This is a genomic window from Rhodococcus indonesiensis, from assembly GCF_047782815.1.
Lineage (GTDB): Bacteria > Actinomycetota > Actinomycetes > Mycobacteriales > Mycobacteriaceae > Rhodococcus > Rhodococcus indonesiensis.
Genome location: NZ_CP180630.1, coordinates 339159 through 364600 on the forward strand (window position 1 = coordinate 339159; position 25442 = coordinate 364600).

At 70.0% G+C, this 25442-nt stretch carries 22 protein-coding genes and 3 tRNA genes; 11 read left to right on the top strand and 14 right to left on the bottom strand.

The window, feature by feature from the left end; all coding sequences use genetic code 11:
* Positions 1 to 159 precede the first annotated feature (159 nt).
* On the top strand, positions 160 to 999 hold the full coding sequence (locus tag ACM26Y_RS01540; RefSeq protein WP_416062474.1) for a glycosyltransferase family 2 protein: 840 nt from the start codon (positions 160 to 162) through the stop codon (positions 997 to 999).
* Between the two features lie 33 nt (positions 1000 to 1032).
* On the opposite strand, the gene ACM26Y_RS01545 is transcribed toward ACM26Y_RS01540, so the two are convergent.
* The gene (locus ACM26Y_RS01545) at positions 1033 to 3273 is read right to left on the bottom strand and encodes a hypothetical protein (RefSeq protein ID WP_416062475.1); all 2241 of its coding nucleotides are present in this window, start codon (positions 3271 to 3273) and stop codon (positions 1033 to 1035) included.
* Between the two features lie 179 nt (positions 3274 to 3452).
* On the opposite strand from ACM26Y_RS01545, the gene ACM26Y_RS01550 reads away from it, so the two are divergent.
* Entirely contained in the window at positions 3453 to 5354 is a 1902-nt protein-coding gene (locus tag ACM26Y_RS01550) for a glycosyltransferase (RefSeq protein WP_416062476.1), read from the top strand.
* 3 nt (positions 5355 to 5357) lie between these two features.
* Positions 5358 to 6869, top strand: a complete 1512-nt coding sequence (locus ACM26Y_RS01555; RefSeq protein ID WP_416062477.1) for a glycosyltransferase family 39 protein — start codon at positions 5358 to 5360, stop codon at positions 6867 to 6869.
* 3 nt (positions 6870 to 6872) lie between these two features.
* Here the strand turns inward: ACM26Y_RS01555 and ACM26Y_RS01560 are convergent, their stop codons facing one another.
* The 5 genes from ACM26Y_RS01560 to ACM26Y_RS01580 form a co-directional block, all read right to left on the bottom strand.
* The gene (locus tag ACM26Y_RS01560; RefSeq protein WP_416062478.1) at positions 6873 to 7727 is read right to left on the bottom strand and encodes a TylF/MycF/NovP-related O-methyltransferase; all 855 of its coding nucleotides are present in this window, start codon (positions 7725 to 7727) and stop codon (positions 6873 to 6875) included.
* A gap of 156 nt (positions 7728 to 7883) precedes the next feature.
* Complete coding sequence (locus tag ACM26Y_RS01565; protein ID WP_289378949.1) at positions 7884 to 8783, bottom strand: glycosyltransferase; 900 nt, start codon at positions 8781 to 8783, stop codon at positions 7884 to 7886.
* On the bottom strand, positions 8780 to 9604 hold the full coding sequence (locus ACM26Y_RS01570) for an ABC transporter ATP-binding protein (RefSeq protein WP_003939528.1): 825 nt from the start codon (positions 9602 to 9604) through the stop codon (positions 8780 to 8782). Before ACM26Y_RS01570 ends, ACM26Y_RS01565 begins: the two co-directional genes overlap by 4 nt.
* A gap of 12 nt (positions 9605 to 9616) precedes the next feature.
* Positions 9617 to 10492, bottom strand: coding sequence for an ABC transporter permease (locus ACM26Y_RS01575; RefSeq protein WP_054372839.1), 876 nt, complete (start codon positions 10490 to 10492; stop codon positions 9617 to 9619).
* Between the two features lie 38 nt (positions 10493 to 10530).
* Positions 10531 to 11118 (bottom strand): bacterial proteasome activator family protein, encoded by a 588-nt coding sequence (locus tag ACM26Y_RS01580; RefSeq protein ID WP_054372837.1) that lies wholly within the window; start codon positions 11116 to 11118, stop codon positions 10531 to 10533.
* Positions 11119 to 11274: 156 nt separating this feature from the next.
* Between ACM26Y_RS01580 and ACM26Y_RS01585 the strand changes: the two genes are divergently transcribed.
* Entirely contained in the window at positions 11275 to 12483 is a 1209-nt protein-coding gene (locus ACM26Y_RS01585) for a cysteine desulfurase-like protein (RefSeq protein WP_289378940.1), read from the top strand.
* A 15-nt stretch (positions 12484 to 12498) separates the two neighbouring features.
* Here ACM26Y_RS01585 and ACM26Y_RS01590 read toward each other — a convergent pair whose 3' ends face one another.
* Positions 12499 to 13485: an NAD(P)H-quinone oxidoreductase gene (locus tag ACM26Y_RS01590; protein WP_003939524.1), complete on the bottom strand. Its 987-nt coding sequence runs from the start codon at positions 13483 to 13485 to the stop codon at positions 12499 to 12501.
* 96 nt (positions 13486 to 13581) lie between these two features.
* Between ACM26Y_RS01590 and ACM26Y_RS01595 the strand changes: the two genes are divergently transcribed.
* The 4 genes from ACM26Y_RS01595 (at position 13582) to ACM26Y_RS01610 (ending at position 16774) form a co-directional block, all read left to right on the top strand.
* Positions 13582 to 14070, top strand: a complete 489-nt coding sequence (locus ACM26Y_RS01595; protein ID WP_054372832.1) for a MarR family winged helix-turn-helix transcriptional regulator — start codon at positions 13582 to 13584, stop codon at positions 14068 to 14070.
* Between the two features lie 10 nt (positions 14071 to 14080).
* A tRNA-Ser gene (locus ACM26Y_RS01600) sits at positions 14081 to 14168 on the top strand.
* 199 nt (positions 14169 to 14367) lie between these two features.
* A complete protein-coding gene (locus ACM26Y_RS01605) occupies positions 14368 to 15675 on the top strand; it encodes a DUF1254 domain-containing protein (RefSeq protein WP_416063761.1) in 1308 nt (435 codons plus the stop codon).
* Between the two features lie 127 nt (positions 15676 to 15802).
* Positions 15803 to 16774 (top strand): alpha/beta hydrolase, encoded by a 972-nt coding sequence (locus ACM26Y_RS01610; RefSeq protein ID WP_416062479.1) that lies wholly within the window; start codon positions 15803 to 15805, stop codon positions 16772 to 16774.
* Between the two features lie 11 nt (positions 16775 to 16785).
* Here ACM26Y_RS01610 and ACM26Y_RS01615 read toward each other — a convergent pair whose 3' ends face one another.
* On the bottom strand, positions 16786 to 18468 hold the full coding sequence (locus tag ACM26Y_RS01615) for a bifunctional metallophosphatase/5'-nucleotidase (RefSeq protein WP_416062480.1): 1683 nt from the start codon (positions 18466 to 18468) through the stop codon (positions 16786 to 16788).
* A gap of 105 nt (positions 18469 to 18573) precedes the next feature.
* Positions 18574 to 19659, bottom strand: coding sequence for a histidinol-phosphate transaminase (hisC, locus tag ACM26Y_RS01620; protein ID WP_289378927.1), 1086 nt, complete (start codon positions 19657 to 19659; stop codon positions 18574 to 18576).
* A 63-nt stretch (positions 19660 to 19722) separates the two neighbouring features.
* Between hisC and ACM26Y_RS01625 the strand changes: the two genes are divergently transcribed.
* From ACM26Y_RS01625 to ACM26Y_RS01635, 3 genes are all read left to right on the top strand, one after another.
* The gene (locus ACM26Y_RS01625; RefSeq protein ID WP_371384562.1) at positions 19723 to 20430 is read left to right on the top strand and encodes a dienelactone hydrolase family protein; all 708 of its coding nucleotides are present in this window, start codon (positions 19723 to 19725) and stop codon (positions 20428 to 20430) included.
* Between the two features lie 76 nt (positions 20431 to 20506).
* Positions 20507 to 20598: transfer RNA gene (locus ACM26Y_RS01630), tRNA-Ser, on the top strand.
* A gap of 64 nt (positions 20599 to 20662) precedes the next feature.
* Positions 20663 to 20735, top strand: a tRNA-Arg gene (locus ACM26Y_RS01635).
* A 77-nt stretch (positions 20736 to 20812) separates the two neighbouring features.
* Here the strand turns inward: ACM26Y_RS01635 and ACM26Y_RS01640 are convergent.
* The 5 genes from ACM26Y_RS01640 to ACM26Y_RS01660 all read right to left on the bottom strand — a co-directional run bounded on the left by ACM26Y_RS01640 (position 20813) and on the right by ACM26Y_RS01660 (position 24999).
* Positions 20813 to 22162 (bottom strand): MBL fold metallo-hydrolase, encoded by a 1350-nt coding sequence (locus tag ACM26Y_RS01640; protein ID WP_416062481.1) that lies wholly within the window; start codon positions 22160 to 22162, stop codon positions 20813 to 20815.
* A gap of 86 nt (positions 22163 to 22248) precedes the next feature.
* Entirely contained in the window at positions 22249 to 23022 is a 774-nt protein-coding gene (locus tag ACM26Y_RS01645) for a sulfite exporter TauE/SafE family protein (protein ID WP_416062482.1), read from the bottom strand.
* Positions 23023 to 23041: 19 nt separating this feature from the next.
* On the bottom strand, positions 23042 to 23464 hold the full coding sequence (locus tag ACM26Y_RS01650; protein ID WP_003939515.1) for a very short patch repair endonuclease: 423 nt from the start codon (positions 23462 to 23464) through the stop codon (positions 23042 to 23044).
* A 17-nt stretch (positions 23465 to 23481) separates the two neighbouring features.
* Positions 23482 to 24627, bottom strand: coding sequence for a DNA cytosine methyltransferase (locus tag ACM26Y_RS01655; RefSeq protein ID WP_416063762.1), 1146 nt, complete (start codon positions 24625 to 24627; stop codon positions 23482 to 23484).
* A 123-nt stretch (positions 24628 to 24750) separates the two neighbouring features.
* The gene (locus ACM26Y_RS01660) at positions 24751 to 24999 is read right to left on the bottom strand and encodes a hypothetical protein (RefSeq protein ID WP_416062483.1); all 249 of its coding nucleotides are present in this window, start codon (positions 24997 to 24999) and stop codon (positions 24751 to 24753) included.
* Positions 25000 to 25442 lie beyond the last annotated feature (443 nt).

Genomic DNA, 25442 nt, shown 5'->3' on the forward strand with positions numbered 1-25442 from the left:
CGGTGTGGCGTGCCCGTCCCCGCCCCGTCGTCGCTGCTCACAAGTCGGGAGTGTATACGCCGGACGGGGCTGTTTTCGGGTGCGGGCGGCGCCGATGTACGGTGGCGCCGTCCACCGGCCCGCCCCGCGCCGGCCCCTTCGAGAACGGGATGAGCAGCAGTGACGAGGCCGAAACTCTCCGTCGTGATTCCGGCCTACAACAACGCGCCGTACATCGAGGCTACGGTCGAGTCCGTGCTCGGGCAGGACTTCGGGGATTTCGAGCTGATCGTCGCCGACCACAGTTCCACCGACGGCACCGCCGACCTGCTCGGCAAGTACGCCGACGATCGACGCGTGACCCTGTTGTCGACCCCCGCAGGCGGTGGTGCGCCCCGGAACTGGCAGCGCGTGACGGCCGAGGCCACGGGCGAGTACGTCAAGCTGGTGTGCGGCGACGACCTGCTCTATCCGGGTGCCCTCGCCGCGCAGGTGGCGGCGCTGGATGCGCACCCGTCGGCGGTGGCGGTGGCGTCGCGGCGGGACATCCTCGACGCGCGCGGCACGAAGATGATCGGCGGCCGCGGGCTCCAGGGACTGTCGGGCCTGGTGCCGGGTGAGGAGGCGATCCGGCGCACGGTGCGGCTGGGCACCAACGTCTTCGGTGAGCCGATGTGCGTGACGATGCGGCGCGACGCTCTCGAACGGGCCGGCGGATGGGACGGCCGCTTCCCCTACCTCATCGACATGGCCTCCTACACGAAGGTGCTGTTCCACGGCGATCTGTATGCCCTCCGGCAGGTCGTCGGCGGGTTCCGGGTCAGTGCCGGTCAGTGGAGCGTGGCCCTCGTCGCCGAGCAGGCCCGGCAGGCGAAGGCCTACCACCGGTGGGTGGCCGGACAACTGCCCGGCGGGCTCCGGGCGGCCGACGTGTGGCAGGGAAATCGCCGCGCCGAACTCGCCGCACTCCAGCGGCGGGTGTTCTACACCCTGTTCCGGTCGCGTCTCAGCCCCCGGTAGTTCGAGCCACCGTAGTTTCAGCTCACCGTAGTTTCAGCTCACCGTAGCGGCCGCCACGGGCACCGCGGTCTCGTCCGTACCTTCCCGCCGGGCCTTCCGCCGGTCTCGCAGGTACAGCAGTTGCATCGTCGCGGCACCGGCGAGGCCGAGGCCCAGTCCGACGAATCCGACCCCCTGTCCCGGCGGGGTCCAGCTCACGACGAGTTCCCCCGCGTCGGTGCCGGCGGGGATGTCCACCGCGAGGAACATCTCGTCCACCGACCGCGGCTCGAGCGGCCGGCCGTCCAGCGTGACCGCGTAGCCGGGCCAGTTCAGCCGGGCGAAGACGACGCGTCCGCCGTCCACCGAATCGACCCGGACCCGGCTCGTCGCGTAGTCCTCGGCCACCGTGGTCGCGGTGACTCCCTCGGTGAAGGAGATGCGTCCGTTCCGGCCGCTGACCGGTCCGTCGATCCGCTCGAGGATCACCGCGTCCACGGCGTCCGCGGACCCGGGCGGCGACTGCACCCAGCGCCAGCCGGGCGGCGCCGGCTCCGAGTCGGCGTCCGGATACTGCCGGCGCTGCAGCACGACCCGATCCACGAGCATCAGGTCCACGTACGTGCGATCGGTACTCGACTCGGTGGCGAAGGCCGCGGCGAACGCGTCCGCACAGCTCGAACCGTCGTGCCGCATGCACAGGTGGAAGGCGAACTCCTCGAAGCCGATGGGGGTGTAGGCGTTGACGTAGGTTTCGTCGAGGGACTTGGCGAAGTTGCCGAACACCAGGGAGCGGTAGACGCCCTCCGGGTTCGCCGTCCACGGCAGCACCAGTTCGCGGTCGGCGAGTTGCAGCGTGGTGCCCGGCCGGTCCGGGAAGTTCTCCTTCGCGACGGACTGCCGGGCGGGCAGATCCCAGGCGAGCGGGTGCGGTGTCGTCGACGCCACCTGGAAGTACACGACGGGCAGTGCCGAGAGCAGCAGGATCGCCGCGACCGCCCGCTCGCCGGCGCGGAGCGCGGCCCACAGGACGACGGCCCCGACGAGGAGGACGGCACCCGCCCACAGCAGGTGACGATTCATGAACTCGGGGGACGAGGACCCGGAGCGCAGCGTCATCAACAGCACGAGGGTCGCCGCCGCGCCCGCGCGGACCCGGATGCCGCGGAGTGTGCCGTGGCGGCTGAGCAGCACGCACACCACCACGAGCGTCGCGAGGGCGACCATCGGCAGCAGCCGCGCCGGCCAGCGCAACGGCCCCATCACGCTGGGTCCCGCCGTCGCCATCAGCATGGCGACGAGGAAGATCAGCGCGCCCGCCAGGCTGCGTGCGGACCGGTGCACGGTCTTCCAGTCCACGAAGGCGAGCGCCGGGACGACGAACCACGCGATGTAGGTCACGGGGAACGGCTGCACCTCCCCGAACCAGGCCTCGATGCCGGGCAGTGCCGAAGGGATGCCTGAGTTGAGGGTGTCCGACCAGGGCGCCGTGAGGAAGTTGTCGTTCTGGAAACCCTGATCCGAGCGCCACGTGACGGAGCTGGACAGCACCCCGGGCAGATAGGTGATCAGCCCGCCCGCGGCGGCACAGCCCGCGACGACCGCCAGTCGCAGCGACGGCCGCCACGAGTTCCGATGGATCCGTTCGCCGATCACGAGGCAGCCGGTGAGGATCCCGGCGACGAGGGCGGGAAAGACGTAGCCGACGCTGATCGCGAGGTACAGGAATGCGAAGGCCGGCAGGGGACCGGAGCGGCCGCGCAGGTAGCGCAGGGAACTCGCCCACGCCTGGGCGAGCCAGGCGGAGCCGGTGAGGGCCGTGACCCAGGTCGCCTGGTCGTAGAAGAGCGCGAACCCGGTGAAGGGGACCGCGGCGCCGGCCACCGCCGCCCACGGCGCGCGAGCACCGTACTCCAGGCAGATCCGGTACACGCCCAGCGCCAGGACGACGGAGAACGCCCACTTCACGCCCGTCGCGAGCAGCACCATGTTGTCGACCGACGGTGCGATCAGGTTGACGAGCAACTGTGGCGGATTCCAGAGGCCGCCCTGTCCCTCGACCGGGTAGTTCCCGGCCATCCACTGTTCGGGTACGAGACTCGGCAACTGTCCGGTCCGCAGGATCCGGCCCAGGAAGATCCAGTTCGGTACCGCGCCCGATTCGGTGTCGTCGGTATAGAACCACCGATCGTCGGCCGTCAGGATCACCAGGTAGGTGACCGTCACCGTCGCCGCCACCACGGTGCCCCAGAGCCGGCGCTGCCGCCGCGTCGCGGGCTCGACGGCGGACGTCACATGTGCTCCAGAGGTCGGCAGGGGGTTGGCAGAGGCCAAGGATAACGGGGGTGTGCCCCCGGCCGGCCGGCCGGGCGCGCAGCAGATCCGCGGCAAGGTCCGGCGGTCTGCGGCCCGTTGGTAGCCTGGGACGAGTTGTGTCCTGGGGGGCAGCAAGGTTCCGAAAGGTGTTTCGACGGATGGACAAGGCCGAATTCGCTGCGATCGAACCGACGGGAGGGGTCGGCACCGCAGCCGACGGTTCGTCCGTCCCGGAGCGCCCTGCAGCCCGGCAGACCGCTCAGCGAGCACTGTTCGCGGGGCCGTCTCCGCTGGTCAGCGACGACATGTACGTCACCGCCAAGGGGACCGTGGACCGTGAGCGGACCCGCGTGCGCCTCGGCCGCCGGAGCCGTATCGAAACGGACACCTACTTCGGCAGATTCCCCGCCAGCTACTGGCAGCGCTGGACCGCGGTCACCGAGGTCGCGTTCGTCGCCGAGGTCGACGGGGACGGCCGCCTCGAGCTGGTCGCCACCGACGCCCGCGGCCGGCGACGGATCGTCGCCACGACAGCCGTGTCGTCGAACGGCACGCCCACATCGGTGACGGTGTCCACGCCCGTCGACCGGTTCGTCGACGGCGGTGCCCTGTTCGCCCGGATCTCGACCGGCTCCGGCGAACTGACCGTCGCGAACGCCCGGTGGACGGTGCCGGCTCCGAAGACGCTGCGGCCTGCGGCGGTGGTCATCTGCACCTTCAACCGCGCCGACGACTGTGCGGCGACGCTGGCCGCGATGGCGGACGACCCGATCGCGCTGGCCGACGTGCAGTCGGTGTATGTGATCGATCAGGGCAACGACCGCGTCGAGACCCGGGAGGAGTTCCGGCGCGTCGCATCCGAGCTCGGCGACAAGCTCGTCTACATCACGCAGCCCAACCTGGGTGGCGCCGGCGGATTCACCCGCGGCCTGTACGAGGTCACCGGGTCGGCGCGCAACCCCGGCGCCAACATCGTGTTCATGGACGACGACGTCCTGTGCGAACCGGAAGCCGTGGTCCGGCTCAACATGTTCGCGAACTGCACCGTCGAACCCGCCATCGTCGGTGCACAGATGCTGTACCTGCTGCACCCCGACCGGGTCCACGTCGGCGCCGAGGTCGCCGACCTGCAGCGCCTGCAGGCCGGCCTCGAGGTGAAGAATGCGCTCGCGGACAAGAGCACGCTGAAGAAGCAGCAGGACATCCGGGTCGACGCCGGCTACAACGGGTGGTGGTCCTGCCTGATCCCGTCCGAGGTCGTCGACAAGGTCGGCTACCCGCTGCCCCTGTTCTTCCAGTGGGACGACATCGAGTACGGCTACCGCTCGCGGGCGAACGGCGTCGCGACCGTCACGCTGCCCGGCGCCGCGGTGTGGCATGCGGACTTCGCGTGGAAGGACTGGGACGAGTGGCACCGCTACTTCAACCTCCGCAACGCCATGATCACCGCCGCGCTGCACACCGAACTCGACGGCAAGGCACTCGCCAAGCAGCTGCGGACCGACCTGTTCCGCTACCTCGTCTCCATGCAGTACGGCATGGCCTTCACCCTGATCAAGGCCGTCGAGGACTTCCTGCGCGGACCCGAATTCCTGCACGACGGCGGCATGGAGGCCGCGGCCGCCATCCGGCGTGAGCGCGCGGAATACGGCGAGACCATCCGCCACAACGCGAACAACGTGCCGGGCCTGCGTCCGGCCGACATGTTCATCACTCCGGCCGGCCCGCACCCGCGCAAGAGCCTCGAGTGGGCGGTGCTCGCCAAACGCGCCCTCAACCAGTGGCGGGGCCGCCTCCCGGCCCATCCGGTCGCGGTCCCGTCGTCGGACGCGCACTGGTGGCACGTCTCGCTGTTCTCGCACGCCGTCGTCACCGACGCCTCCCAGGAAGGCGTCCGCGTGCGCAAGCGGGACAAGAAGCGGGCCGTCGCACTGCTCCGGCGCGGTATGCGTGCGCTGCAGGCCCTGAAGCAGGAGACCCCCGCGGTGTCCCTGCGGTATCGCGAGGCCGCGCCGCAGCTGACCAGCCGGGAGAATTGGGCCCGCCTGTACGGGCGATAGCGGATGGTCGGTCGGACCACGGCGTGCGCGCGGGATGCCGTTCTCGTCGCACTGCTGGGTTCGATCGCCGCGGCGTGGGGGTCGTGGCGGCCCTCCTTCTGGTACGACGAGCTGGCCACCCTCTCGGTGGCCCGGCGCTCCCGCGTCGACCTGGACCGGGTGCTCGACAACGTCGACGTCGTCCACGGCCTGTACTACGTGGGGATGCGCTACTGGTTCGCCGTGTTCGGGGCCTCCGAGTTCTCGGCGCGGGTGCCGAGCATCCTGGCCGTGGGTGCCGCGGCCGGCGGCGTGGTGGTGCTGGGGTGCATGCTCGCGGACCGGCGTCTCGGCGTGCTCGCAGGTGTCGTCTTCCTGCTGCTGCCCCGCGTGACGTGGGCTGCGGTCGAGGCCCGCAGCTACGCCCCGTCCGCGGCCGTCGCCGTGTGGCTGACCGTGCTGTTGCTCGTGGCGTGCGAGTCGGGCCGGCTCCGATGGTGGCTGCTGTACGCCGCCGCGCTCGCGCTGTCGGTGGTGCTGTTCCTGTACACGATCGCGCTGGTGCCGGCACACCTGATCACCCTGGCGTGGCGGGGCGACCTGCGGCGCCGCGGACCGGCGTGGGCGGCGGCGGTGGTGGCGGGATCGGCGGCGGCGAGCCCGCTCGTGCTCGAAGCGTTCGCCCAGGCGGGGCAGACGTCGTGGATTCCGCCCCTCGACCGGAACCTGCCGCGGATCGTGTGGGAGTACCAGTGGTTCGTGGGCGCCCCCTGGTTCGCGGCGGCGTTCACGGTGCTGGTCGTCGCAGGAACCGTCGCGGCGGTGCGGCGACGCACGCCGATGCGGCGACACGGTGTTCTCGCGGTGGCCGTTCCGTGGATCGTGCTGCCGATGGCGATGCTCGTGGCGTACTCACTCGTCGCGACCCCGGTCTACCTGGACCGGTACCTGACCTTCACGACGCCCGCGGTGGCGCTGGTCGGTGGGGCCGCCGTCGCTGCGGTGGCCGTGCGGACCTGGGCGACGGTCGGTGTCACCGGTGCGCTGGTGCTGCTGACCGTGCCGTCGTTCGTCGCGCAGCGCTCCGCCTGGTCCGACCCCAGCGGCATGGATTTCAGCACGGTCAACCACGATGTCGCCGGCCGGCTCGAGCCCGGTGACTGTGTGCTGTTCGGCGGAGCCGCATGGAACCCGGCGTCGCAGCGGCTGGTGATCACGGCCGGACCGGAGACCTTCGCGGGCACCCGTGATCCGGGCCTGGGACGGACCGCAGCCGCCGAGGGCTGGCTGTGGGACGAGAACCTCCCGTTCCAGACGGTCGCGGCCCGGCTGTCCACGTGCGACGTGGTGTGGTTCTTCGCGGACGCCGAACGGACGACCGAACAGCGGATCTACCACACGTCGAATCAGTGGTGGACGCTCCCACCGCACCGGTTCGAGTCGACCCCGGAGTACGCGGGGCTCGTGCAGGCCGGTTTCCGGATCGACGAGCGCCGGCAGTACAACGTCAGTCAGGCGATCCGTTTCGTGCGGTGACGGTCACCGCAGCTGCACGACGACCTGCTCGTTGTCGGCCGTGTACGCCAGGTATTCGAACGCGACCCCGGTGCGCGCGACGAACTCGGTCCACGCCTGGTACTCGTGCTGCTGCCAGCCGGGATAGTTGAAGAACTCGTCGAACACCAGCACGGTGCCGGGCACCAGACGGTCCTCGAGCAGGTCGAGCACCGTCGTCGTGGACGAGTACAGATCGGCGTCGAGGTGGACGAACGCGACGTCGCCGGGATGCGCGGCGAGGAAGCGGGGAAGCGTGTCGGCGAACAGGCCGGGCACCAGTTCGGCGCCGGGCACCTCCGGCGGGGCGTCCTGCGCGAACTCGCCGGCCGGGAATCCGCTGCGCCACGTCTCCGGCAGGCCGGTGAAGACGTCGAACCCGAACACCGGGCGGTCCGCGCCCAGCGCATCGGCGACGATCCGCAGCGTGGTGCCCGACGCGACGCCGAACTCGAGGGCCAGGCCGGGCCGGGACACCCGGTCGAGCGCGAACCGCAGGGTGTCGTGCGGGGTGTCGAGGACGGCGGCGGTGGGCATGTTCGCGACGGCGAACGCCGCTGCGGTGTCGGTGGCGGCGTGGTCCATCGCGTAGCGCAGGTCGCGGCGCTGCCGGTGTTCGAGGTCGGCGACGCGTTCCCGCAGCAGGCCCACCTCGGACCGGGTCTGCGCGAGTTCTGCCAGCACCTGCCGCAGCTCCGCGGTGGTCGCGGTCAGTTCGGCGAGAGTCCGGTCGTGGTGGTTCTCCTGCAGCTCGCGGGTGCGTCGCGCGGAGAGGTCGACGACCTCGGCGACGGCCCGCTGCAGCTTGTCCCGGGTCGTCGCCCGCCACCGCCCCAGCATCGCGCCCTCCCGTGCCGCTTGAGATCTTGCCCCGAACCTAGACAGTGGGCCGACGGGGTGCAATCGCACTCCTCCGGCGGCCGAATGTCACATTGCGTCGGTTCCATCGACGCAATGTCACATTCGGTCACACCGTCGGGTCGCGGATCCGGTCGCTTATGCGGGACGTTCGAACCGCTCCTGCCGGCCCAGCTTGCGCAGCCGCACCCACTCGCGCAGCGCGGCCGGGTCACGGCGGGTGACGAGGAAGTACCAGCCGAACCGCACCCACTCCTGCGGCAGCAACCGGCGCAGGCCCGGCTGCGAGAGCAGGTAGCCGCGGTTGCGGTAGGTGAAGAACCGCTTGGTGTCGTTGTCCGGGTACTGGGTGTGCATCCGGCCGCCGAGGATCGGCTTGAACTCGTCGGCGCCGTTGGGGTGCAGATAGGCGGTGCGCAGACAGGTGCCGAACGGCAGACCCGAGCGGACCAGGCGACGGTGCACCTCCACCTCGTCGCCGCGCACGAACAGCCGCAGGTCCGGCACGCCCACCGCGTCGATCGCGGCGGCGGTGAACAGGGCGCCGTTGAACAGCGACGCGATGCCCGGCAGCAGGTCGTCGGTCTCGACGTCGCCGAGTTCGCTGCGGTGACGCCGCCATGCCACGCCCCGGCGCAACGGGAACGCGAGGCGGTCGGGGTCGTCGATGTCGCACACCACCGGCGAGACCTCCGCCAGGCCGTGCCGCTGGGCGCAGTCGAGCAGAGTCGCGAGGACGTCGGGGCCCTCCGGCCGGCCGTCGTCGTCGGCCAGCCACACCCGGTCCGCGCCGAGCGAGAGCGCGTACAGCATGCCGAGCGCGAAGCCGCCGGCGCCGCCGAGGTTGTGCCGGGAACCCAGGTAGCTGGTCGGCAGCGGGCACGACTCGACCAGCTCGCGCACCGCCGCCTCGTCGGCATTGTCGACGACCACCAGGTGGTCGAGCGGCCGCGTCTGGGTGCTCAGCACCTTCAGCGACTGCGCGAGCTGCTCGCGTCGCCGATGGGTGACGACCACGCCGACGATGCGTTCGCTCACGCCGAGCGCTCCTGCGGCAGACCCTGCTCGCGTTCCAGCTCGGCGATGACGTGGTGCACATGATCGGCCGCGTCGTCGCCCTCGTATGCGCGCACGACCTCCTCGATGCCGCCTTCCATGCGGATCTGCCCGTGGTCGATCCACAGCGCACGGTCGCACAGCTGCGCGAGGAACTCGTTGGAGTGGCTGGCGAAGACGAGGATGCCGGAGCGCTCGACGAGCTTCTGCAGGCGCACCCGGGCCTTCTTCATGAACTCGGCGTCGACCGCGCCGATGCCCTCGTCGAGCAGCAGGATCTCGGGGTCGATGCTCGTGACGACACCCATCGCGACGCGGACGCGCATGCCGGTGGAGTACGTGCGCAGCGGCATGTTCAGGTACTCGCCGAGCTCGGTGAACTCGGCGATCTCGTCCATCTTGGCGAGCATCTGCTTGCGGGTCTGCCCGAGGAACAACCCGCGGATGATGATGTTCTCGTAGCCGGAGATCTCCGGGTCCATGCCCACACCGAGGTCGAACACCGGCGCGACGCGGCCCCGGATCCGGGCGCTGCCGCGGGTGGGCTCGTAGATCCCCGCCAGCAGTCGCAGCAGGGTGGACTTGCCGGCGCCGTTGTGGCCGACCAGGCCGATGCGGTCGCCTTCCTTCAGCGACATGGTGATGTCGCGCAGCGCCTCCACCACCACCACGTCGGAGTTGTTGCGGCCGATCGAGCCGCCGGCCTTGCCCAGAAACGCCTTCTTCAGCGACCGGGTCTTCGCGTCGAAGATCGGGAAGTCGACGCACGCTCCGCGCGTCTCGATGCTCACATGTTCGGTCATATCGACGGCCCCTCAGACCCAGTAGGGCACGCGTGCCCGGTACTTACGCAGTGCCAGCAGCGCCAGTGCCCAGCCGGCCACGGTGATCGCCAGCACGATGTACCAGTGGTAGGCCTGCTGATCCTGGCCGATCATCGGCGCCCGGATGATGTCGAGATAGTGGAACAGCGGATTGATCTCGGCCAGCTTGACGCGCTCGGCGGCCTGCCCGCCCTGCGCCTCGAGGCTCTGCGTGGTCCACATGATCGGGGTGAGGACGAACAGCAGCAGCGTGAGGCTGGACAGGATCGGCGCGATGTCGCGGTAGCGGGTGGCGAAGATGCCGAACAGGATCGCCACCCAGACGGCATTGAGCACGATCAGGGCCAGCGCCGGGATCGCCGCGAGAGATGTCCACGTCAGGTCTCGCCACACCCCGAAGGCGACAAGCATGATCACGTAGATCACCAGGTTGTGGGCGAAGAACAGCAACTGCCGCCACACCAGCCGGTAGATGTGCACGCTCAGCGCCGACGGCAGCTGCTTGATCAGCCCCTCGTTGGCGATGAACACCTCCGAACCCTCCAGGATGGAGGCGCTGATCATGTTCCACACGATCAGCCCGACCGTCACGTACGGCAGGAACTCGTCGAGCGGAATATCCAGCAGCGCGGCGTACAGGATGCCGATGGCGGTGGCCTGGACACCGGTGGCGATCGTGATCCAGAACGGGCCGATCACCGAGCGCCGGTAGCGCTGCTTGATGTCCTGCCAGGCCAGACTGAGCCACAGCTCACGCTGGGCGAAGCCGTCGCGCAGATCCTTCAGGCCGCGCCGGAAGGTCTGCGAATCCGACACCACCGGGGAGTCCGCGGCGGTGGGCTCGGGATCGAGGGCAGAAGCTGACACGAGGTTCGAGCCTACCGGGGATCGGGGCCGGGCCGGCGCTACAGGTACTGCCCGGTACCCGGTGCACCCGGTCCCGGGCCGTGCCTTTCGTCGGGACGCGGCCCGCCCCCGAGCATGCCGGGCGGCAGCGCACCCTGACGCATCTGCTCGAGCTGCGCCCGCGCCGCCATCTGCTGCGCGAACAACGCCGTCTGGATCCCGTGGAACAAGCCTTCGAGCCATCCGACGAGCTGAGCGTGCGCGATCCGCAGCTCCGCGTCGGACGGCACCTCGTCCTGACCGAAGGGCAGCGCGAGCCGTTCGAGTTCCTCGCGCAGCTCCGGCGCCAGGCCCTCGCCGAGCTCCTGGATGGAGGACTGGTGGATCTCCCGCAGACGGGCACGGCTCGCATCGTCCAGCGGAGCGGCGCGGACCTCCTCGAGCAGCTGCTTGATCATCGTGCCGATCCGCATGACCTTCGCCGGCTGCTCGACCATGTCGGCGAGCGACTCGCCGTCGTCCGGCTTCTCCTGAGGCTCGGCGGCCGACTCTCGCGGATCACCGGAGGCGGTACCGTCGCGCTGGACCGGGACGGGTCGGCCGTCGGGCCCGATCACGAGGACGTGCTCATTCTCCGAATGCGTCATGGTTCCATCTTGTCCTCTCGCCGGTGCCGCTGCCGAGTCAGGTTCCCGATACGAGAGGTTTCGCCCCACATTCCGCTCCTCGACGTGCACCTGTGGAGGGTATGCAGGACCGACGTGGACGACATCCGATTGACACCGGGATTTAGAGTGTCACGCATGGCTTACGACGTTGCCCGGATCCGGGGGTTGATTCCCTCGCTCGGCGACGGTTGGATCCATCTCGATCCCCAGGCCGGAATGCAGATCCCCGACGCGGTCTCCCGTGCGGTGTCGACGGCATTCCGCAACGCCGCGGCTTCTGCGACGGGCCGGCACACGTCCAACCGCCGGAGCGCGTCGCTACTGCAGGCGGCGCGGGCCGCCGTGGCCGATCTCGTCGGCGGGGACCCGGCCGGTGTGGTGCTCGGACCGGATCGGGCGGTCCTGCTGGCCTGGCTCGCGGAGTCGCTCAGCTCCCGGCTCGGCCTCGGCACCGGGCTCGTGCTGTCCCGGCTCGACGACGAGGCGAACGTCGCGCCGTGGTTGCGCGTCGCGAGCCGGTACGGCGCGCAGGTGCGGTGGGCCGAGGTCGAAATCGAGACGTGCGAGCTGCCGAGCTGGCAGTTCGAGGAACTGATCACCCCCACGACGCGGCTCGTCGCGCTGACCGCGGCGTCGTCGCTGGTGGGGTCCGCGCCGGACGTGCGCGTCGCCGCCGACCGGGTTCACGAGGTCGGCGGCCTCATGGTGGTCGACGCGGCCGGGGCCGCGCCCTACGCGCACGTCGACATCCACGAACTCGGTGCCGACGTGCTCGCCCTCGACGCTTCCGCATGGGGAGGACCGCAGGTCGGCGCCCTGGTGTTCCGCGACCCGGCACAGCTCGACCGGATCCCGGCGGTGTCCCTGGACCCGCACGCCCGCGGCCCCGAGCGGCTCGAAGTCGGCGGCCACCAGTTCGCGATGCTCGCCGGGCTCGTCACGTCCGTCGACTTCCTCGCGGCCCTCGACGACGAGGCGACGGGTACACGGCGTGAGCGCCTCGAGACGTCGATCAGCTCGCTCCAGGGCTACCAGGACCAGCTCTTCGAGCGGCTCATGCGCCTGCTCGACAACCTGCCCGACGTGATGGTGATCGGCCGTGCGTCGAGCCGGGTCCCGACGTTGAGCTTCACCGTCGCGGGGGTGCCGGCCGAGAAGATCGCCGCGCATCTCGCCGACCGTCGCATCGCCTCCGTCGCGGTCAGCCGCGGCACGAGCCGCCTGCTCGACTCCCTCGGCGTCAGCGACGAGGGCGGCGCGGTCACCGTCGGACTGGCCCCGTACACCACGCGCTACGAGCTCGACCAGCTCGTGCGCGAGCTGCGCAACCTCACCGCCCCCTGATCCGGCGGATCCGGTTCAGTGCCGGTCGATCAGCAGCACGACCTTGCCGACGGTGTCGGGGGAATCCAGCATCTCGTGGGCCCGCGCGGCCTCGGTGATCGGCACCTCTGCGTGGACGACGGGACGGACCCGCGCCTCGGCGATCATGGGCCACACGTGCTCACGGACCTCCGCGACGATCGCGCTCTTGCCGGAGCGGCCGGTCTCCGGTCGCCCTCGCAGACCCGTCGCGAGGACGTGCCCCCGCTTGGCGAGCAGCTTGCCGAGGTTGAGTTCGCCCTTCGCGCCGCCCTGCATGCCGATCACGACGAGCCGGCCGTCGGGGGCGAGCACGTCGACGTTGCGGGACAGGTAGGCCGCACCCATGTTGTCGAGCACCACGTCGGCGCCGCCGAACGCATTCCGGACCTCGGCGACGAAGTCCTGCGTGCGGTAGTCGATCGCGAGGTCGGCACCGAGTTCTCGGCAGTAGTCGAGCTTGCCGGCCGAGGCGGTCACCGCGACCTTCGCGCCCAGCGCCTTGCCGACCTGAACGGCGTGGGTGCCGATGCCGCCACCGCCGCCGTGGACGAGGAGCACCTCGCCGCGGCGCAGTCCCGCCGCCATCACCACGTTGGACCACACGGTGCATGCCACCTCGGGCAGCGACGCGGCCACCGCAAGATCCACCCCCTCGGGTACGGGCAGGACCTGTCCGGCGGGGACGACGACCTGCTCGGCGTAGCCGCCACCGGAGAGCAGTGCGCACACCCGGTCGCCGATCGACCAGCCGCTCACGCCGTCGCCGAGCTCGGCGATCACCCCGGAGCATTCGAGGCCGAGGATGTCGCTGGATCCGGGCGGCGGCGGGTACAGGCCGCGCCGCTGCAGCAGATCGGCACGGTTGACGGCCGTCGCGGCCACGTCGATCAGGACCTGTCCGGGACCGGGCGTCGGGTCGGGCTGTTCGGCCCACTGCATGGCCTCGGGGCCGCCGGGTTCGGTGATCGTGATTGCGCGCATGGCCCCGACGCTATCGCGACACGCCGACGCAGGGGCGACACGCAGCGAACTGACCGGTGGGTAACACCGGTAGTGGCCTGCCCTTACACTGCCCGCGTGACAGCCGAACCGTATGCCGAACGTCCCGACCCGCGCTGGCTCGACACGGACGAGCAGCGGGCATGGCGGGCCTACATCGACGGCAATCACCGGCTCATGGATCGACTCAATCGCGACCTGCAACAGGCCCACGGCCTGTCCCTCGCCGAGTACCGGATCCTGGTGCTGCTCTCCGAGGCCCCGGACGGGTCGCTGCGCATGAGCGACCTCGCCGACGGCGTGCTGTCCTCCCGCAGTCGCCTCACCCACCAGATCCGTCGCATGGAGGCGGCGTCGATGGTGGTGCGTAGTTCCTGCGCCGAGGACGGGCGCGGTGTCCTGGCGACGCTCACCGACGAGGGCCGGCGTCGCCTCACCGAGGCCGCGCCCACCCACGTCGCCGGGGTGCGCCGCAACCTCGTCGACCTGCTCACGAGGACGCAGATCCGCACCCTCTCCGAGATCTTCACCAAGGTGGAGGCGGCCGTCGACGAGCGGTGTGGTTAGGATTTGCCACGGAAGCGTGGCAGAGCGGCCGAATGCACTCGCCTTGAAAGCGAGCGTCGTGAGAGCGACCGGGGGTTCAAATCCCTCCGCTTCCGCCAGGGCCCGTCACCTGTATGTCAGGTGGCGGGCTTTCTCGTCGGACGCTCGCGCGGAAAAGTGCTTGTCGCGCGCGTTCGGACGCGCGCAAGTGGCACCGGAGCGCGCGGCTCCGCCGGTGACCGTCCCATCGCACGCGCTGTCGCCTCCTACACTGGCGCAATGGTCGGCGCAGTGGTTCGAGCGGCGGCAGCGCTGGCAGTGGGCCTGCTGACCGCCTGCGCGGCGCCGCAACCGGCGGCCGAACGGACAGCGGTCGACGTGGCCGCCGACGGTTACGTCTACGGCTACGCGCCCGTGACGCTCGCGCGGACGCGGGCGAACATGCTCTGCCTGCTGCCGGTGAACCAGCTGCACCACCAGTCCGCGACGGCCGATCCCACCTCGCGTGTCGTCGTCGCCCCCAACGTCGACACGCTGTATTCGATCGCGTGGCTCGATCTTCGCGGCGGTCCGGTGCTGCTGACCCATCCGGACATGGGGGCCCGGTACGTCGACTTCCAGTTTCTCGACATCTATACCGACGTCTTCGCCAACGTCGGCACCCGGGCGACGGGGGCGGCGGCCGGTGCGCACGTCGTCGTCCCGCCGGGGTGGGACGGTCCGCTGCCCCCGGACGCGGCCGTCGTCGAGTCGCCCACATGGGACGCGTGGATGATCGGCCGGACGCTCGTGGAGTCGGCGACCGACCTCGAGGCCGCCCGTGCCCTGCAACGGCAGTACTCGCTGACTGTGCTGACCGCGCCCGTCGCCGAGGCACCGCCGCCGCTGCCGCCGACCGCGTGCGGCAGCAACCCCGATCCGCAGGCGCTCGCGGCGTCGGGTCCGCAATTCTTCGACGAGCTGTCGGCGATCCTGGCCGCGAATCCGCCACCCCCGGCCGACGCACCGTTGCTCGACGAACTGGCGGACCTCGGGGTCCGGCCGGGCGCCCGGCCGAGTGCCGGTTCCCCGGACACCGTTGCTGCACTCGCCACCGGCGTGGTGCGCGGCGAGCGACGCATCCGGGATCTCGTCGCCTCGGATCGACAGTCCGGGCAGGTGTGGCATTCGCTGTCGACCGCGGGCCGGTACGGCACGGACTACCTCCAGCGCGCGGTGGTCGCGATGATCGGGCTCGGCGCGAACGTGCCGGAGGAGTCGACGTACCACGTGGCCCGCGTCGCGGCTGACGGAACGACCCTGCGGGGTGAGACCGGCTACCTCCTGCGCTTCCCACCCGGTGCCCTGCCGCCGGTCGACGATCGCGGCTTCTGGTCCGTCACCCTCTACGGCCCGGACATGTTCCTCGTCGCCAACCCCGTCGACCGCTACGCCGTCGGCGACCGCACGCCCGGGCTCGTCCGTGGTCCCGACGGCGGGCTCGACGTGTGGGTTTCGTCCCGGCCGCCGATTCCGGACGGCTCGAACTGGCTGCCGGCGCCGCCGGGCGAGTTCGTGCTGATGTTCCGGTCGTACCTGCCGACGGACCGGGACTGGGTTCCGCCGGAACCGGTCCCGCAGCCGTAGCCTGCGTGCTCGTGCTCGCAGTCACCAAGGGCTGCGCTCCGCGTTGGTGACGCGCCCCACTTTCTTGACCAGTCCCGGTCCGTACTGTGGAATCGGTGTTTCCGAAGTCGGGGGACAAAGGAACTTGATGCTCAGATCTGTGGTCGCGGCGCTCGTCGCGGCATTCGTCGTGCCGCTGTCCGCACTGTCCGTCGCGTCCGCCGAACCGGCGACGTCCGCGCGGGTGGAGCGGGTCGAGTCCGTCACTCCTCGTCGCTCGGCGGTGTTCGTGTACTCGCCGTCGATGCAGCGGGTCGTGCAGGTGCAGGTGCTGCATCCCGCCGGGGACGCGCCGCGCCCGTCCCTCTACCTGCTCGACGGCGTCAGCGCCGGAGCCGAGTCGGACTACCGCGAGAGCACGTGGACGCAGCGCACGGACATCGTCGATTTCTTCGCCGACAAGAACGTGAACGTCGTGTTGCCGGTCGGCGGGACCGCGAGCTACTACACGGACTGGCTCGCCCCGGACCCCGTCCTGGGCGTGAACGCGTGGGAGACGTTCCTGACGAAGGAACTGCCGCCGCTGATCGACGCCCGTTTCGCGGGCAACGGCGTGAACGCAGTCGGCGGCCTGTCGATGGGTGCGACGGGGGCGGCGAGCCTGATCGCCCGGAATCCGGACCTGTACCGGGGTGTGGCCGCGCTCAGTGGATGCCTGGACACGTCGAAGACGTCCGCCCAGGACGCGGTCCGCGGCACCGTCGCCTACAAGGGCGGCAATCCGGACAACATGTGGGGGGCGCCCGGGGATCCGGCGTGGGCGGCGCACGATCCGTACGTCCTCGCCGAGCGGTTGCGCGGCAAGGAGATCTTCATCAGTACCGGCAACGGTCTGCCCGGCCCGTACGACGTCGGACCCGATGCGGAGGCCCTCGACGTGGGTGGGCCGCTCGAGGTGGGCGCCTTCGTGTGCACGATCGGCTTCGACCGGCGGCTGCGGGAGCTGCGGATTCCCGCCACAATCGTCTACCGTCCGTACGGCACGCATTCGTGGCCGTACTGGCAGGACGATCTGCGCACCGCCTGGCCGACGCTCGAGCGCGCTCTCGGACTCGACTGAACGGGGTTCGGTCAGGGCACCGTGATGCGGTCGGTGGCCGGCGGCGCGACGGGCGAGCGTGCCCCCAGGTAGTCGTTCAGGGCGTCGAGTTCGGCGCCCGCCCCGGTCGTCCGTCGCGCGTGCGTGAACCCGGTGAACCCGTCACCGCCGTCGGCGAGGAAGCCGTTGACGACCACCCGGTACGTCGCAACCGGATCGAGCGGTCGGCCTGCGACGGTGACGTCCCGGATCCGGGTGCCCGGCGTCGCGGCCCGGTCGAGGACGTAGCGCAGGGTGTGCGACGGTGCGAGGATCCGCTCGCGGGTCGCGCCGCTCCCGTCCTGCTGGAACTGTTGTTCGAGGACCCCGACAAGTTCCGCACCGGTGAGCTCGAGCACCTGCAGCCGGTTCCCGAACGGCTGGGCCGCGTAGGTGTCGCCGTGGGTGACGACGCCGTCGTCGGAATGCAGCAGGTCGGCCCGTACTCCGCCGGGATTGGTGAGGGCGAGCTGCGCGCCGGCAGGTTCCGCGGCCGCCAGCTGCGCATCCGCGACGAGATTGCCGAGGGCGGACTCGCCGCCGGCCGTGACGTCGCGTGTCAGGTCGGCGGTGATGCGGCCGACGAAGCGTTCGGCGACGTCGCGGGACTTGTCGACCGCCCGGTCGACGAACTGCTGCGTGCGCGGGTCGGGAGCGATGTCGTGGGTGACGATCTGATTGAACGCGTGGGTACGGTCACGCAGCACCTCGCGGCTCTCGCGATCGATGGTCAGGTCCGCGACCGAGACGATGCGGCCGTGCGAGGCGCCCTGCAGCACGGTCCGGGGATTGCCCGCCGGATCCGGATAGCTGCAGTTGAAGCTGTCCTCGCCGTCCGCGGTGACGACGACATCGACCTTCGGTGACACCCGGGAGGCGAGGGTGCGGGCGGGCCCGGCGGCCGGGTCGCACGGGTCGGCCCCGGACGAGGGCGTCAGCGCCCCCTTGTAGAGCAGGACGATCGAGCGGACCCCGAGGGCATCGAGCGCGTCGGCGGTGCGGTCGACGGCCGTGATCTCGTCGGTGAACTGCAGCCCGGTGATGTCGTCGCCACGCACCACCTGCGGTGTGTCCTGCGGAGCGACACCGATGACGCCGACCGGCACCCCGTCGACGTAATCCACGCTGAACGGCAGGGCCGCGGGACTGCCGTCGGCCTCCGCGACGTTCGCGGCGATCAGCGGGAAAGCGGTTCCCGCGTATTCCTCGTCGTATCGGCAGCCCTCGGGGTGACAACCCCCGTCGCGCAGGCGCTGCAACTCGGCGTAGCCGTTGTCGAACTCGTGGTTGCCGAGGGCGGCCGCGGTCACGTCGAGGCCGTTGAGCAGGTCCACGGTGGGCTCGTCGTGGAACATCGCCGACTCGATGGGCGACGAGCCCCACGTGTCGCCGACGGAGTAGAGCACCGAGTTGTCCGCCTGCGCACGCAACTGCCGGACGTAGGCGGCGAGATATGCCGCGCCGCCCGCGGGGACGGAGGCGCCGTCGGAACGGACCACCTCGCTGCGGGGACCCTGGGGTGGGAGGAGGCTGCCGTGCAGGTCGCGGAAGGCGATCAGGCGCAGCGGCAGGGCGTCCGGAGGTAGTGCGGTCGCGGGGACGGCGAGCGACGTCCACAGGATCCCGGTCAGCAGGGCCGCGGACAGGGTCCACCGGCGCGTCACGCCTGAACCCATCCGCACACTCCGCTCCCGTAGTCGACCGGACGAGTGTGCCAACGGTTGGTCACGTGATCGCCACCCGCTGATAACGGTTGGGTCTCGCGGGCGTTCGCCCGCAGGTCAGGACGTCGAAATTTCCGCGATCTCGAGACCCTTGCCGGTCGCAAATGTCAGGAATGCGTCGTTCTCGTGCGGATCGCCGACAGTCACCCGCACCCCGTCGTCCGCGTACTGGCGGACCAGCACGCCGGCCTCCGCGCATGCCTCGGCGAACGCCGCCGACCGGTCGCCGAGCGGCAACCACACGAAGTTGGCGTAGCTCTCCGGCACGGGATATCCGGCGTCGACGAGTGCCGTCCGCACCCGGTCGCGCTCGGCGAGCACACCGTCGGTGCGCGCCAGCAGTTCGTCGGCCGCCGCCAGGGAGGCGATGGCCGCCTGCTGCGCGAGCGAGCTGACGCTGAACGGGGTGTGCACCTTGTTCAGGATGTTGATCACCGACGGATCGCCGACCAGATAGCCGACCCTCAGGCCGGCCAGGCCGTAGGCCTTCGAGAACGTGCGGAGCACCACGACGTTCGGTCGGCCGGCGGCGAGCACGATTCCGTCCGCCAGTTCCGCGCCGGGCTTCGGGCGGGTGTACTCGAAGTACGCCTCGTCGAGCGCGACGAGCACCTGCGGCGGCACCGCGTCCAGGAACCGCTCCAGCTCCGCTCTGCCCAGCAGCGCACCGGTCGGGTTGTTGGGATTGCACACGAACACCACGCGTGTGCGGTCGGTGATCGCGGCGAGCATCGCGTCGAGGTCGTGGCCGTGCTCGGAGGTGTTGGGCACCGGCACCGGTTTCGCGCCGGCTACCGCCGTCACCACGGGGTACGCCTCGAACGAACGCCAGGAGAACACCACCTCGTCGCCGTCGTTGCAGGCCGAGAGCACCAGCTCCTGGCACAGGCTCACCGAACCGTTGCCCACGGCGATGTTCTCGGGCCCGACCCCCAGCCGCTCGGCCAGCGCGCCGATGAGCACGGCGGCCATGTTGTCCGGGTACCGGTGAACCGAGTACGCCGCCTCGGCGATCGCGTCGCGCACGCTGGGCAGGGGACCGACCGTGGTCTCGTTGCTGGCGAGCTTGATCGCGCCCGGAAAGCTGCGGCCGGGCACGTAGGACGGGATCGAGACGAGGTCGGGGCGGGTCCGTGGGGTCACCAGCCGATTATGCGCCCGGCGATCACGTGCACGGTCGCAGTGGGTCGTGTCATCGTGGACGGTATGTCGGGAATCCACACTGCCGCGGCCCGGTTGCCGGACGGGTCGGGGCAGGTACCGCTGACCGTGTTCCGGCCGGAGGGCGCCCTCCGCGGTGGCATCGTGGTGTTGCACGAATCCCGGGAGTTTCCACCGGCCCTCCTGGCCTTCATGGAGGTGCTGGCAGCAGAGTGCTGGCTGGTCGTGGCACCGCATCTGTTCCATCGCGAGTTCACCGAGGACGACGAGGTGTTCGGACAGAACCTGTTCGACGACGTCGACGCGGCGATGGACTGGCTGATCCGCAGCGGGGTCTACCCCGATGCGGTCGGCGTGATCGGATTCGACGACGCCGGCACGGCGGCGCTCATCGTCGCCGCGAACCGGAGGGTGGGTGCCGCGGTCACCGTCGCCGCGCACGGCATCGTGGAACCGTTGCGGCCCGACGTCCCCGCCCTCGTCGAGGCCGTGCACGGTCTGCAGGCGCCGTGGCTCGGTCTGTACGGCGAGGACGACCCCACCACCCCGCCCGGCGACGTCGAGCAATTGCGCGAGGCGGCCGGAAGGGCCGATGCACCCACCCTGGTCATCGGATATCCGGGTCTGGCGCACCGCCCCGACGAGCCGCCCGTCGAGCACGACACGGCCGATCCCGAGACCGATCCGGCCGAGGCGGCGATCATCGACGCGCGGCGCCGGATCTTCGACTGGTTCGACTCACACCTGCGCTGACCAGCTGTTTTGCGTTTGCTGTCCGAACGTGTGTAATCTTTCGTCCCGGCGGTTCGAGAGAATCGAAACCCCCCAGGGAGGCGTGCCAGAGCGGCCGAATGGGACTCACTGCTAATGAGTTGTCCCCTTTACGGGGGACCGGAGGTTCAAATCCTCTCGCCTCCGCCACGTCGGTGCAGCGTCACCGGCGACAACTGAATACGAGAACTGCATGCACCTGCATGCAAGAACTGCGCCCGTAGCTCAACGGATAGAGCATCTGACTACGGATCAGAAGGTTAGGGGTTCGAATCCCTTCGGGCGCACAGTGAAGAACCCCCACCCGTTCCGGTGGGGGTTCTTTCGTCGTGTCGGTCCCCGGCTCCGGTGCGGAACGGACCCGCTACGAGCCGGTCAGGCCGTGGTCGTACGCCTTCTCGAAGTCGTCGTTCACGAGGACGACGGTGCGGTCGATCCGGTCGATCATGGAGGCGGCGATCGATGCCCGGTAGCCGGACCCACAGTGCACCCAGACCTCCCCGTGCGGCACCTCGTCGAGGCGGTCGGCGAGGTCGTGCAGCGGGATGTTGACTGCGCCGCGCACGTGGGCGTCCTCGAACTCGTCCTTCTGGCGGACGTCGAGGACCCGGACCTGCTCGTTGTCGATCTCCCGGGTGAGTTCCGCGAAGTCCGAGACACGGTACGACCGCAGTTCGTGTCCGTGGACGAGGGTGTGGATCTCGCCGACGGCCGCGCCGGCGAGTTCGTCGACCCCGATGCGGACCAGCTCGCGCTTGGCTTCGGCGATCTGCTCGTCGCTCTCGCCGATGAGGGTCAGGGGCGCACCCCACTTGTACAGCCAACCCAGGTACGTGACGAAGGAGGTGGACAGTTCGAACCCGAGTGTGCCGCCCAGGTGTCCCGCGGCGAAGGCGGTGCGCTCCCGCAGATCGACGACCCACTCGCCCGCATCGATGCGTCGGCGCAACTCGGCCGGGTCGACCGGCTCCGGTGGCGACAGGTCGACCGGCGACGGGCCCGCCTTGTTGATCACACCCATGTGGGCGTAGTACGCGGGGTACGTGTTGAGTCCCGCGATGAGTTCGTCGACGTAGGCCTGCTCGTCACGGGTCAGTGCCGGGTTGACGTCGCGTTGCTGTCCCACGGTGGACGAATCGCCGCTGGTGGGGGTGGCCGAGCAGAAACTGCCGAAGCCGTGGGTGGGATACACCGGGGTGTCGGCCGGCACTTCGTCGGCGATCCGTCGCACGGAGTGGAACTGCGCGTGCGTCAGTTCCTCGGTGTACTGCGGGCCGACGAGATCGGTGCGGCCGGTGGATCCGTACAGCATCGACCCGCCGGTGAAGATCCCGTGCGTCGCACCGGTCTCGTCGAGCAGCACATAGCTGACGTGGTGGTGGGTGTGCCCGGGTGTGTGCATCACCCGCAGCCGGATCGGGCCGGCGTCGATCAGGTCGCCGTCGTGGACGGCGTGTCGCTCGTAGTCCACATCGTCGCCGGCCGGGACGATGTACTCGGCCTCGAGGGCGCGGGAGAGTTCCAGCCCTCCGGTGACGTAGTCGTTGTGGATGTGGGTCTCGAGGACATGGGTGATGCGCGCTCCGCGGTCGTTGGCGAGCGCGAGCACTCGATCGATGTCCCGCTGGGGATCCACCACGACGGCGACGTCCGCCTCGGTGATCAGATAGCTGCGATCGCCGAGGCTCGAGGTTTCGATGATCGATACGTCCATGTCAGTGCCTTCCCATGGTCTTCTCACTATGCCCCCGGATACCCGGGGGCGTACGAAGAATGCGCGGGTACGCGCCGAGTTCCGGCTCAGCGCAGGACCAGGGTGTCCACCAGCACGTAGGCGGCCACGGCGAACACGAGCCAGGCGAACCACCGCCGCAGCCGGCCGGTTTCCATGCGGGTACCGAGGTGACCGGCAACGAGTGACGTGACGACCGCGGCCCCGGCGAACGCCGCGATGATCGGCCAGTCGATGTCGGCGTCCCCGAGGTGCGCGACGAGCCCGGCTGCCGAGTTGGCGACGATGACGATCAACGAGGTCCCCACGGCGACGCTCATCTCCAACCCGAGGAGGATCACCAGCGCGGGGATGATCAGGAAGCCGCCGCCGACGCCGAACAGCCCGGTCAGAAAGCCCACCCCCACGCCGGCCGGAATCGATCTCGGCGCGCATCGCTTCCAGTCGATGCCGGAGTCGCCGGTCTTGCACGCGGTTCCGGTGTCGTCGTTCTCGCGCAGCATCCGGACCCCCGCAACCACCATCACGGCGGCGAAGCCAACCAGCAGTACCGGCTGCGGCAGCAACTTGCCGACCGCCGTGCCCGCGAACGTCGCAGGGATGCCCGCCGCGGCGAACACCGCGGCCAGCCGCCAGTCGACCTGCCCGGCCCGGATCTTGGGGATCGCGCCGGACAGGGCTGCCGCCCCGACGACGATCAGCGAGATAGGGATGGCCTGGCGGAACTCGAGTCCGAGGCCGTACACGAGAGCAGGAATCGCGAGGATGGATCCGCCACCACCGAGGAGGCCGAGCAGAATCCCGAGGATCGCTCCCAGAACGAGCGCGATTACCGGTTCCACCGCGTCCTCCCTTCGGAAGTCAGGAGTCGGCAGTACCCGGTTGCGCGGACAAGGCGGCCTGCACCCGGTCCGCGGCCTCCACAGGGTTCTCGTGCTCCCAGATCCGCACGACCGTCCACCCGGCCGCGGCGAGCGCCGCGTCGGTGTTCCGGTCCCGGGCCACGTTGGCGGCGAGCTTGGCGGCCCACCACTCGGCGTTGTTCTTCGGATCGGTGGCGTGCTGCGGGCAACGATGCCAGAAGCATCCGTCGACATACACCGCCACTCGGCGACGCGGAAACACCAGGTCGGCGCGACGACGGATACCCTTCAGAGGGGCCCGATCGACGAAGTAGCGCACCCCGCGCCGGTGCAGTTCCCGGCGCAGGGCCACCTCGGGAACGGTGTCGCGGCGCCGCTGCCGTCTCATCCGGGCGCTGGTCTGCGGGTCGGTGGCGGGCACGGCAGCCGGATCCGTCCTCAGGCCGCGGCTTCGGGGAAGCCGCCCATGCGGTCCAGGTGGGACTCGACGTCGTCGAGGAAGCCGGGCACGAATCTCAGGTTGCCGGACCGGGCCCGGCGCAGGAATCCGGCCGTGGCCCGCGCGGACAGCAGTCGCGCGTCCTCCAGGTATCCCGCGAGGTCCTCGTACGTCTCCTGGACCGGCCAGTGCGACTCGTGCACCCGGAACGCTCGCCGCCGAGCTCCCCAGGCGGCGCTCGGCCAGGGGTCACCCGGCCGAAGCGGTGTCTCGTGGTCGGGGGAGTAGTCGATCGGCCGGCCGAGCCGACCCCCGACCCAAGCGGCCATGCGGACGCTCACGGCGTTTCCGACGAGCCGCCACCGATGCCCGGTTCGCACGCCGGGCGCCTGGGTCGCGGGCGCGGTCCAGTCCGGGTCGAAGCCCTGCAGTCGTTCGGCATCGATCAGACCGGGCGTGACGATCTCACCCGACGGCAACCGCACCGCCGGCGGGCTGGCGATGCCTACCGTGGAGCCACCCTTGAGGGTGGGTACGGCGTTGACCGCCCAGCCCAGACCACGTACGCCCTCCGTCCAGTAGAAGCCGCACGGGTGGGTGTCGGGGTCGCCTTCCACAGGGGCACCGGCGTCCTCGCCGAAGAGCACCGCGCGGGGATCGTCGGTCCGCGAGGCGAGCATGAGCACCCGCTGTCGCCGCTGCGGAAGTCCGAACGCGCGGGCGTCGACGACCCGGTACGCCCACGCGTACCCGAGATCTTCGAGCGCGTCGGTGATGTGACGCATCGCGGCGCCTCGTCCGAGTTGCAGCATGAAAGGAACGTTCTCGATGAGCAGCCAGCGCGGTCCCTGCTTGCGCCGCACCAACCGGAACACCTCGTCGACGAGTCCCGACCGGGAGCCGGTGATGCCGGCGGTGCGGCCGGCCTGCGACAGGTCCTGGCACGGAAAGCCGGCGGTGACGATCTCGGTTGCCTGAGGTAGGGAACGAAGACGGGTGACGTCGGTGTGTAGCGCCACGTCGGCGAAGCGAGCGCGAAGTACGGCCTGCGCTCCGGCGTCGATCTCGCAGAGCAGTTCGGTGCGCCAGCCGTGCTCGGCCAGTCCGAGTTCGAGTCCGCCGATTCCGGCGAACAATCCCACCATGTTCCCGGTCGACGTCACGGCACCCTTTCTCGCTTTGCTCACGGAGCACGTTACTCGAGAAATCGGGCGACCCGTGCCGCGACGCGAGATGCAGTGATCACTGCCGCAGAAAGGCCGGGGCGGCTATCCGAAGGGACGCGACGACTCGAACGCGGCCTTCATCCGGGCCACGGCCGCGATCCTTGCGGCGATGCCCGGTTCGAGGTCACACGCACAGCCCCCGGACCCGTCTACGCCGAGTCCGACGAGGGCCTCGTCGAGTGCGGTGAGGAAGTCGTCGCAGGCGGCAGCGCACAGCGCTACCGCGAGGGAGCCCGGGTCGGACCCATCCACCCGGGCCGGCTCGACGATCTTCGTGGGAAAGCCGCTCATGGGTCTCCTCTACCTGATCGGGAGTGGGCCACGCGTAGCCCTCGGTAGATGAGACGCAGCCGGACAGGGGACGGTTCCGCGCCCCGGAAATACGCGCATTCGAGAGCAAACAACCGCTCTGAACTGGCGATTTGGCGTACAGCCGGATGTTCACGTAACTTATTCCAGGTCAGAGCGACACGGACACCGACCCGGCCCGCAGGGGCTCGGGAAAACGAGGTTGGACGCAGGCGCCTGATTACCTTGATTGAGAGCCTTCTGGTAAGGTCTCCAATCGCCCCTGAGATCGGATCGGCCGCGGATTTTGATTCCGAAAGCCCCCGATGTTAGGCTGGAACGGTTGCCCCGGAGCAATGCACTGACGGTGCGGAGTGATGGTGTGTGCGTGTTCTTTGAGAACTCAACAGTGTGCCGATGAATGTCAGTGCCAAATTTTTTATTTG

Coding starts and splice junctions, on each gene's coding strand:
- ACM26Y_RS01550 (WP_416062476.1), top strand. CDS start 3,453: ATGGACAAGGCCGAATTCGCTGCGATCGAACCGACGGGAGGGGTCGGC.
- ACM26Y_RS01555 (WP_416062477.1), top strand. CDS start 5,358: ATGGTCGGTCGGACCACGGCGTGCGCGCGGGATGCCGTTCTCGTCGCA.
- ACM26Y_RS01560 (WP_416062478.1), bottom strand. CDS start 7,727: ATGCTGGGGCGGTGGCGGGCGACGACCCGGGACAAGCTGCAGCGGGCC.
- ACM26Y_RS01570 (WP_003939528.1), bottom strand. CDS start 9,604: ATGACCGAACATGTGAGCATCGAGACGCGCGGAGCGTGCGTCGACTTC.
- ACM26Y_RS01580 (WP_054372837.1), bottom strand. CDS start 11,118: ATGACGCATTCGGAGAATGAGCACGTCCTCGTGATCGGGCCCGACGGC.
- ACM26Y_RS01585 (WP_289378940.1), top strand. CDS start 11,275: ATGGCTTACGACGTTGCCCGGATCCGGGGGTTGATTCCCTCGCTCGGC.
- ACM26Y_RS01590 (WP_003939524.1), bottom strand. CDS start 13,485: ATGCGCGCAATCACGATCACCGAACCCGGCGGCCCCGAGGCCATGCAG.
- ACM26Y_RS01610 (WP_416062479.1), top strand. CDS start 15,803: ATGCTCAGATCTGTGGTCGCGGCGCTCGTCGCGGCATTCGTCGTGCCG.
- ACM26Y_RS01615 (WP_416062480.1), bottom strand. CDS start 18,468: ATGGGTTCAGGCGTGACGCGCCGGTGGACCCTGTCCGCGGCCCTGCTG.
- ACM26Y_RS01625 (WP_371384562.1), top strand. CDS start 19,723: ATGTCGGGAATCCACACTGCCGCGGCCCGGTTGCCGGACGGGTCGGGG.
- ACM26Y_RS01640 (WP_416062481.1), bottom strand. CDS start 22,162: ATGGACGTATCGATCATCGAAACCTCGAGCCTCGGCGATCGCAGCTAT.
- ACM26Y_RS01655 (WP_416063762.1), bottom strand. CDS start 24,627: ATGGTGGGATTGTTCGCCGGAATCGGCGGACTCGAACTCGGACTGGCC.
- ACM26Y_RS01660 (WP_416062483.1), bottom strand. CDS start 24,999: ATGAGCGGCTTTCCCACGAAGATCGTCGAGCCGGCCCGGGTGGATGGG.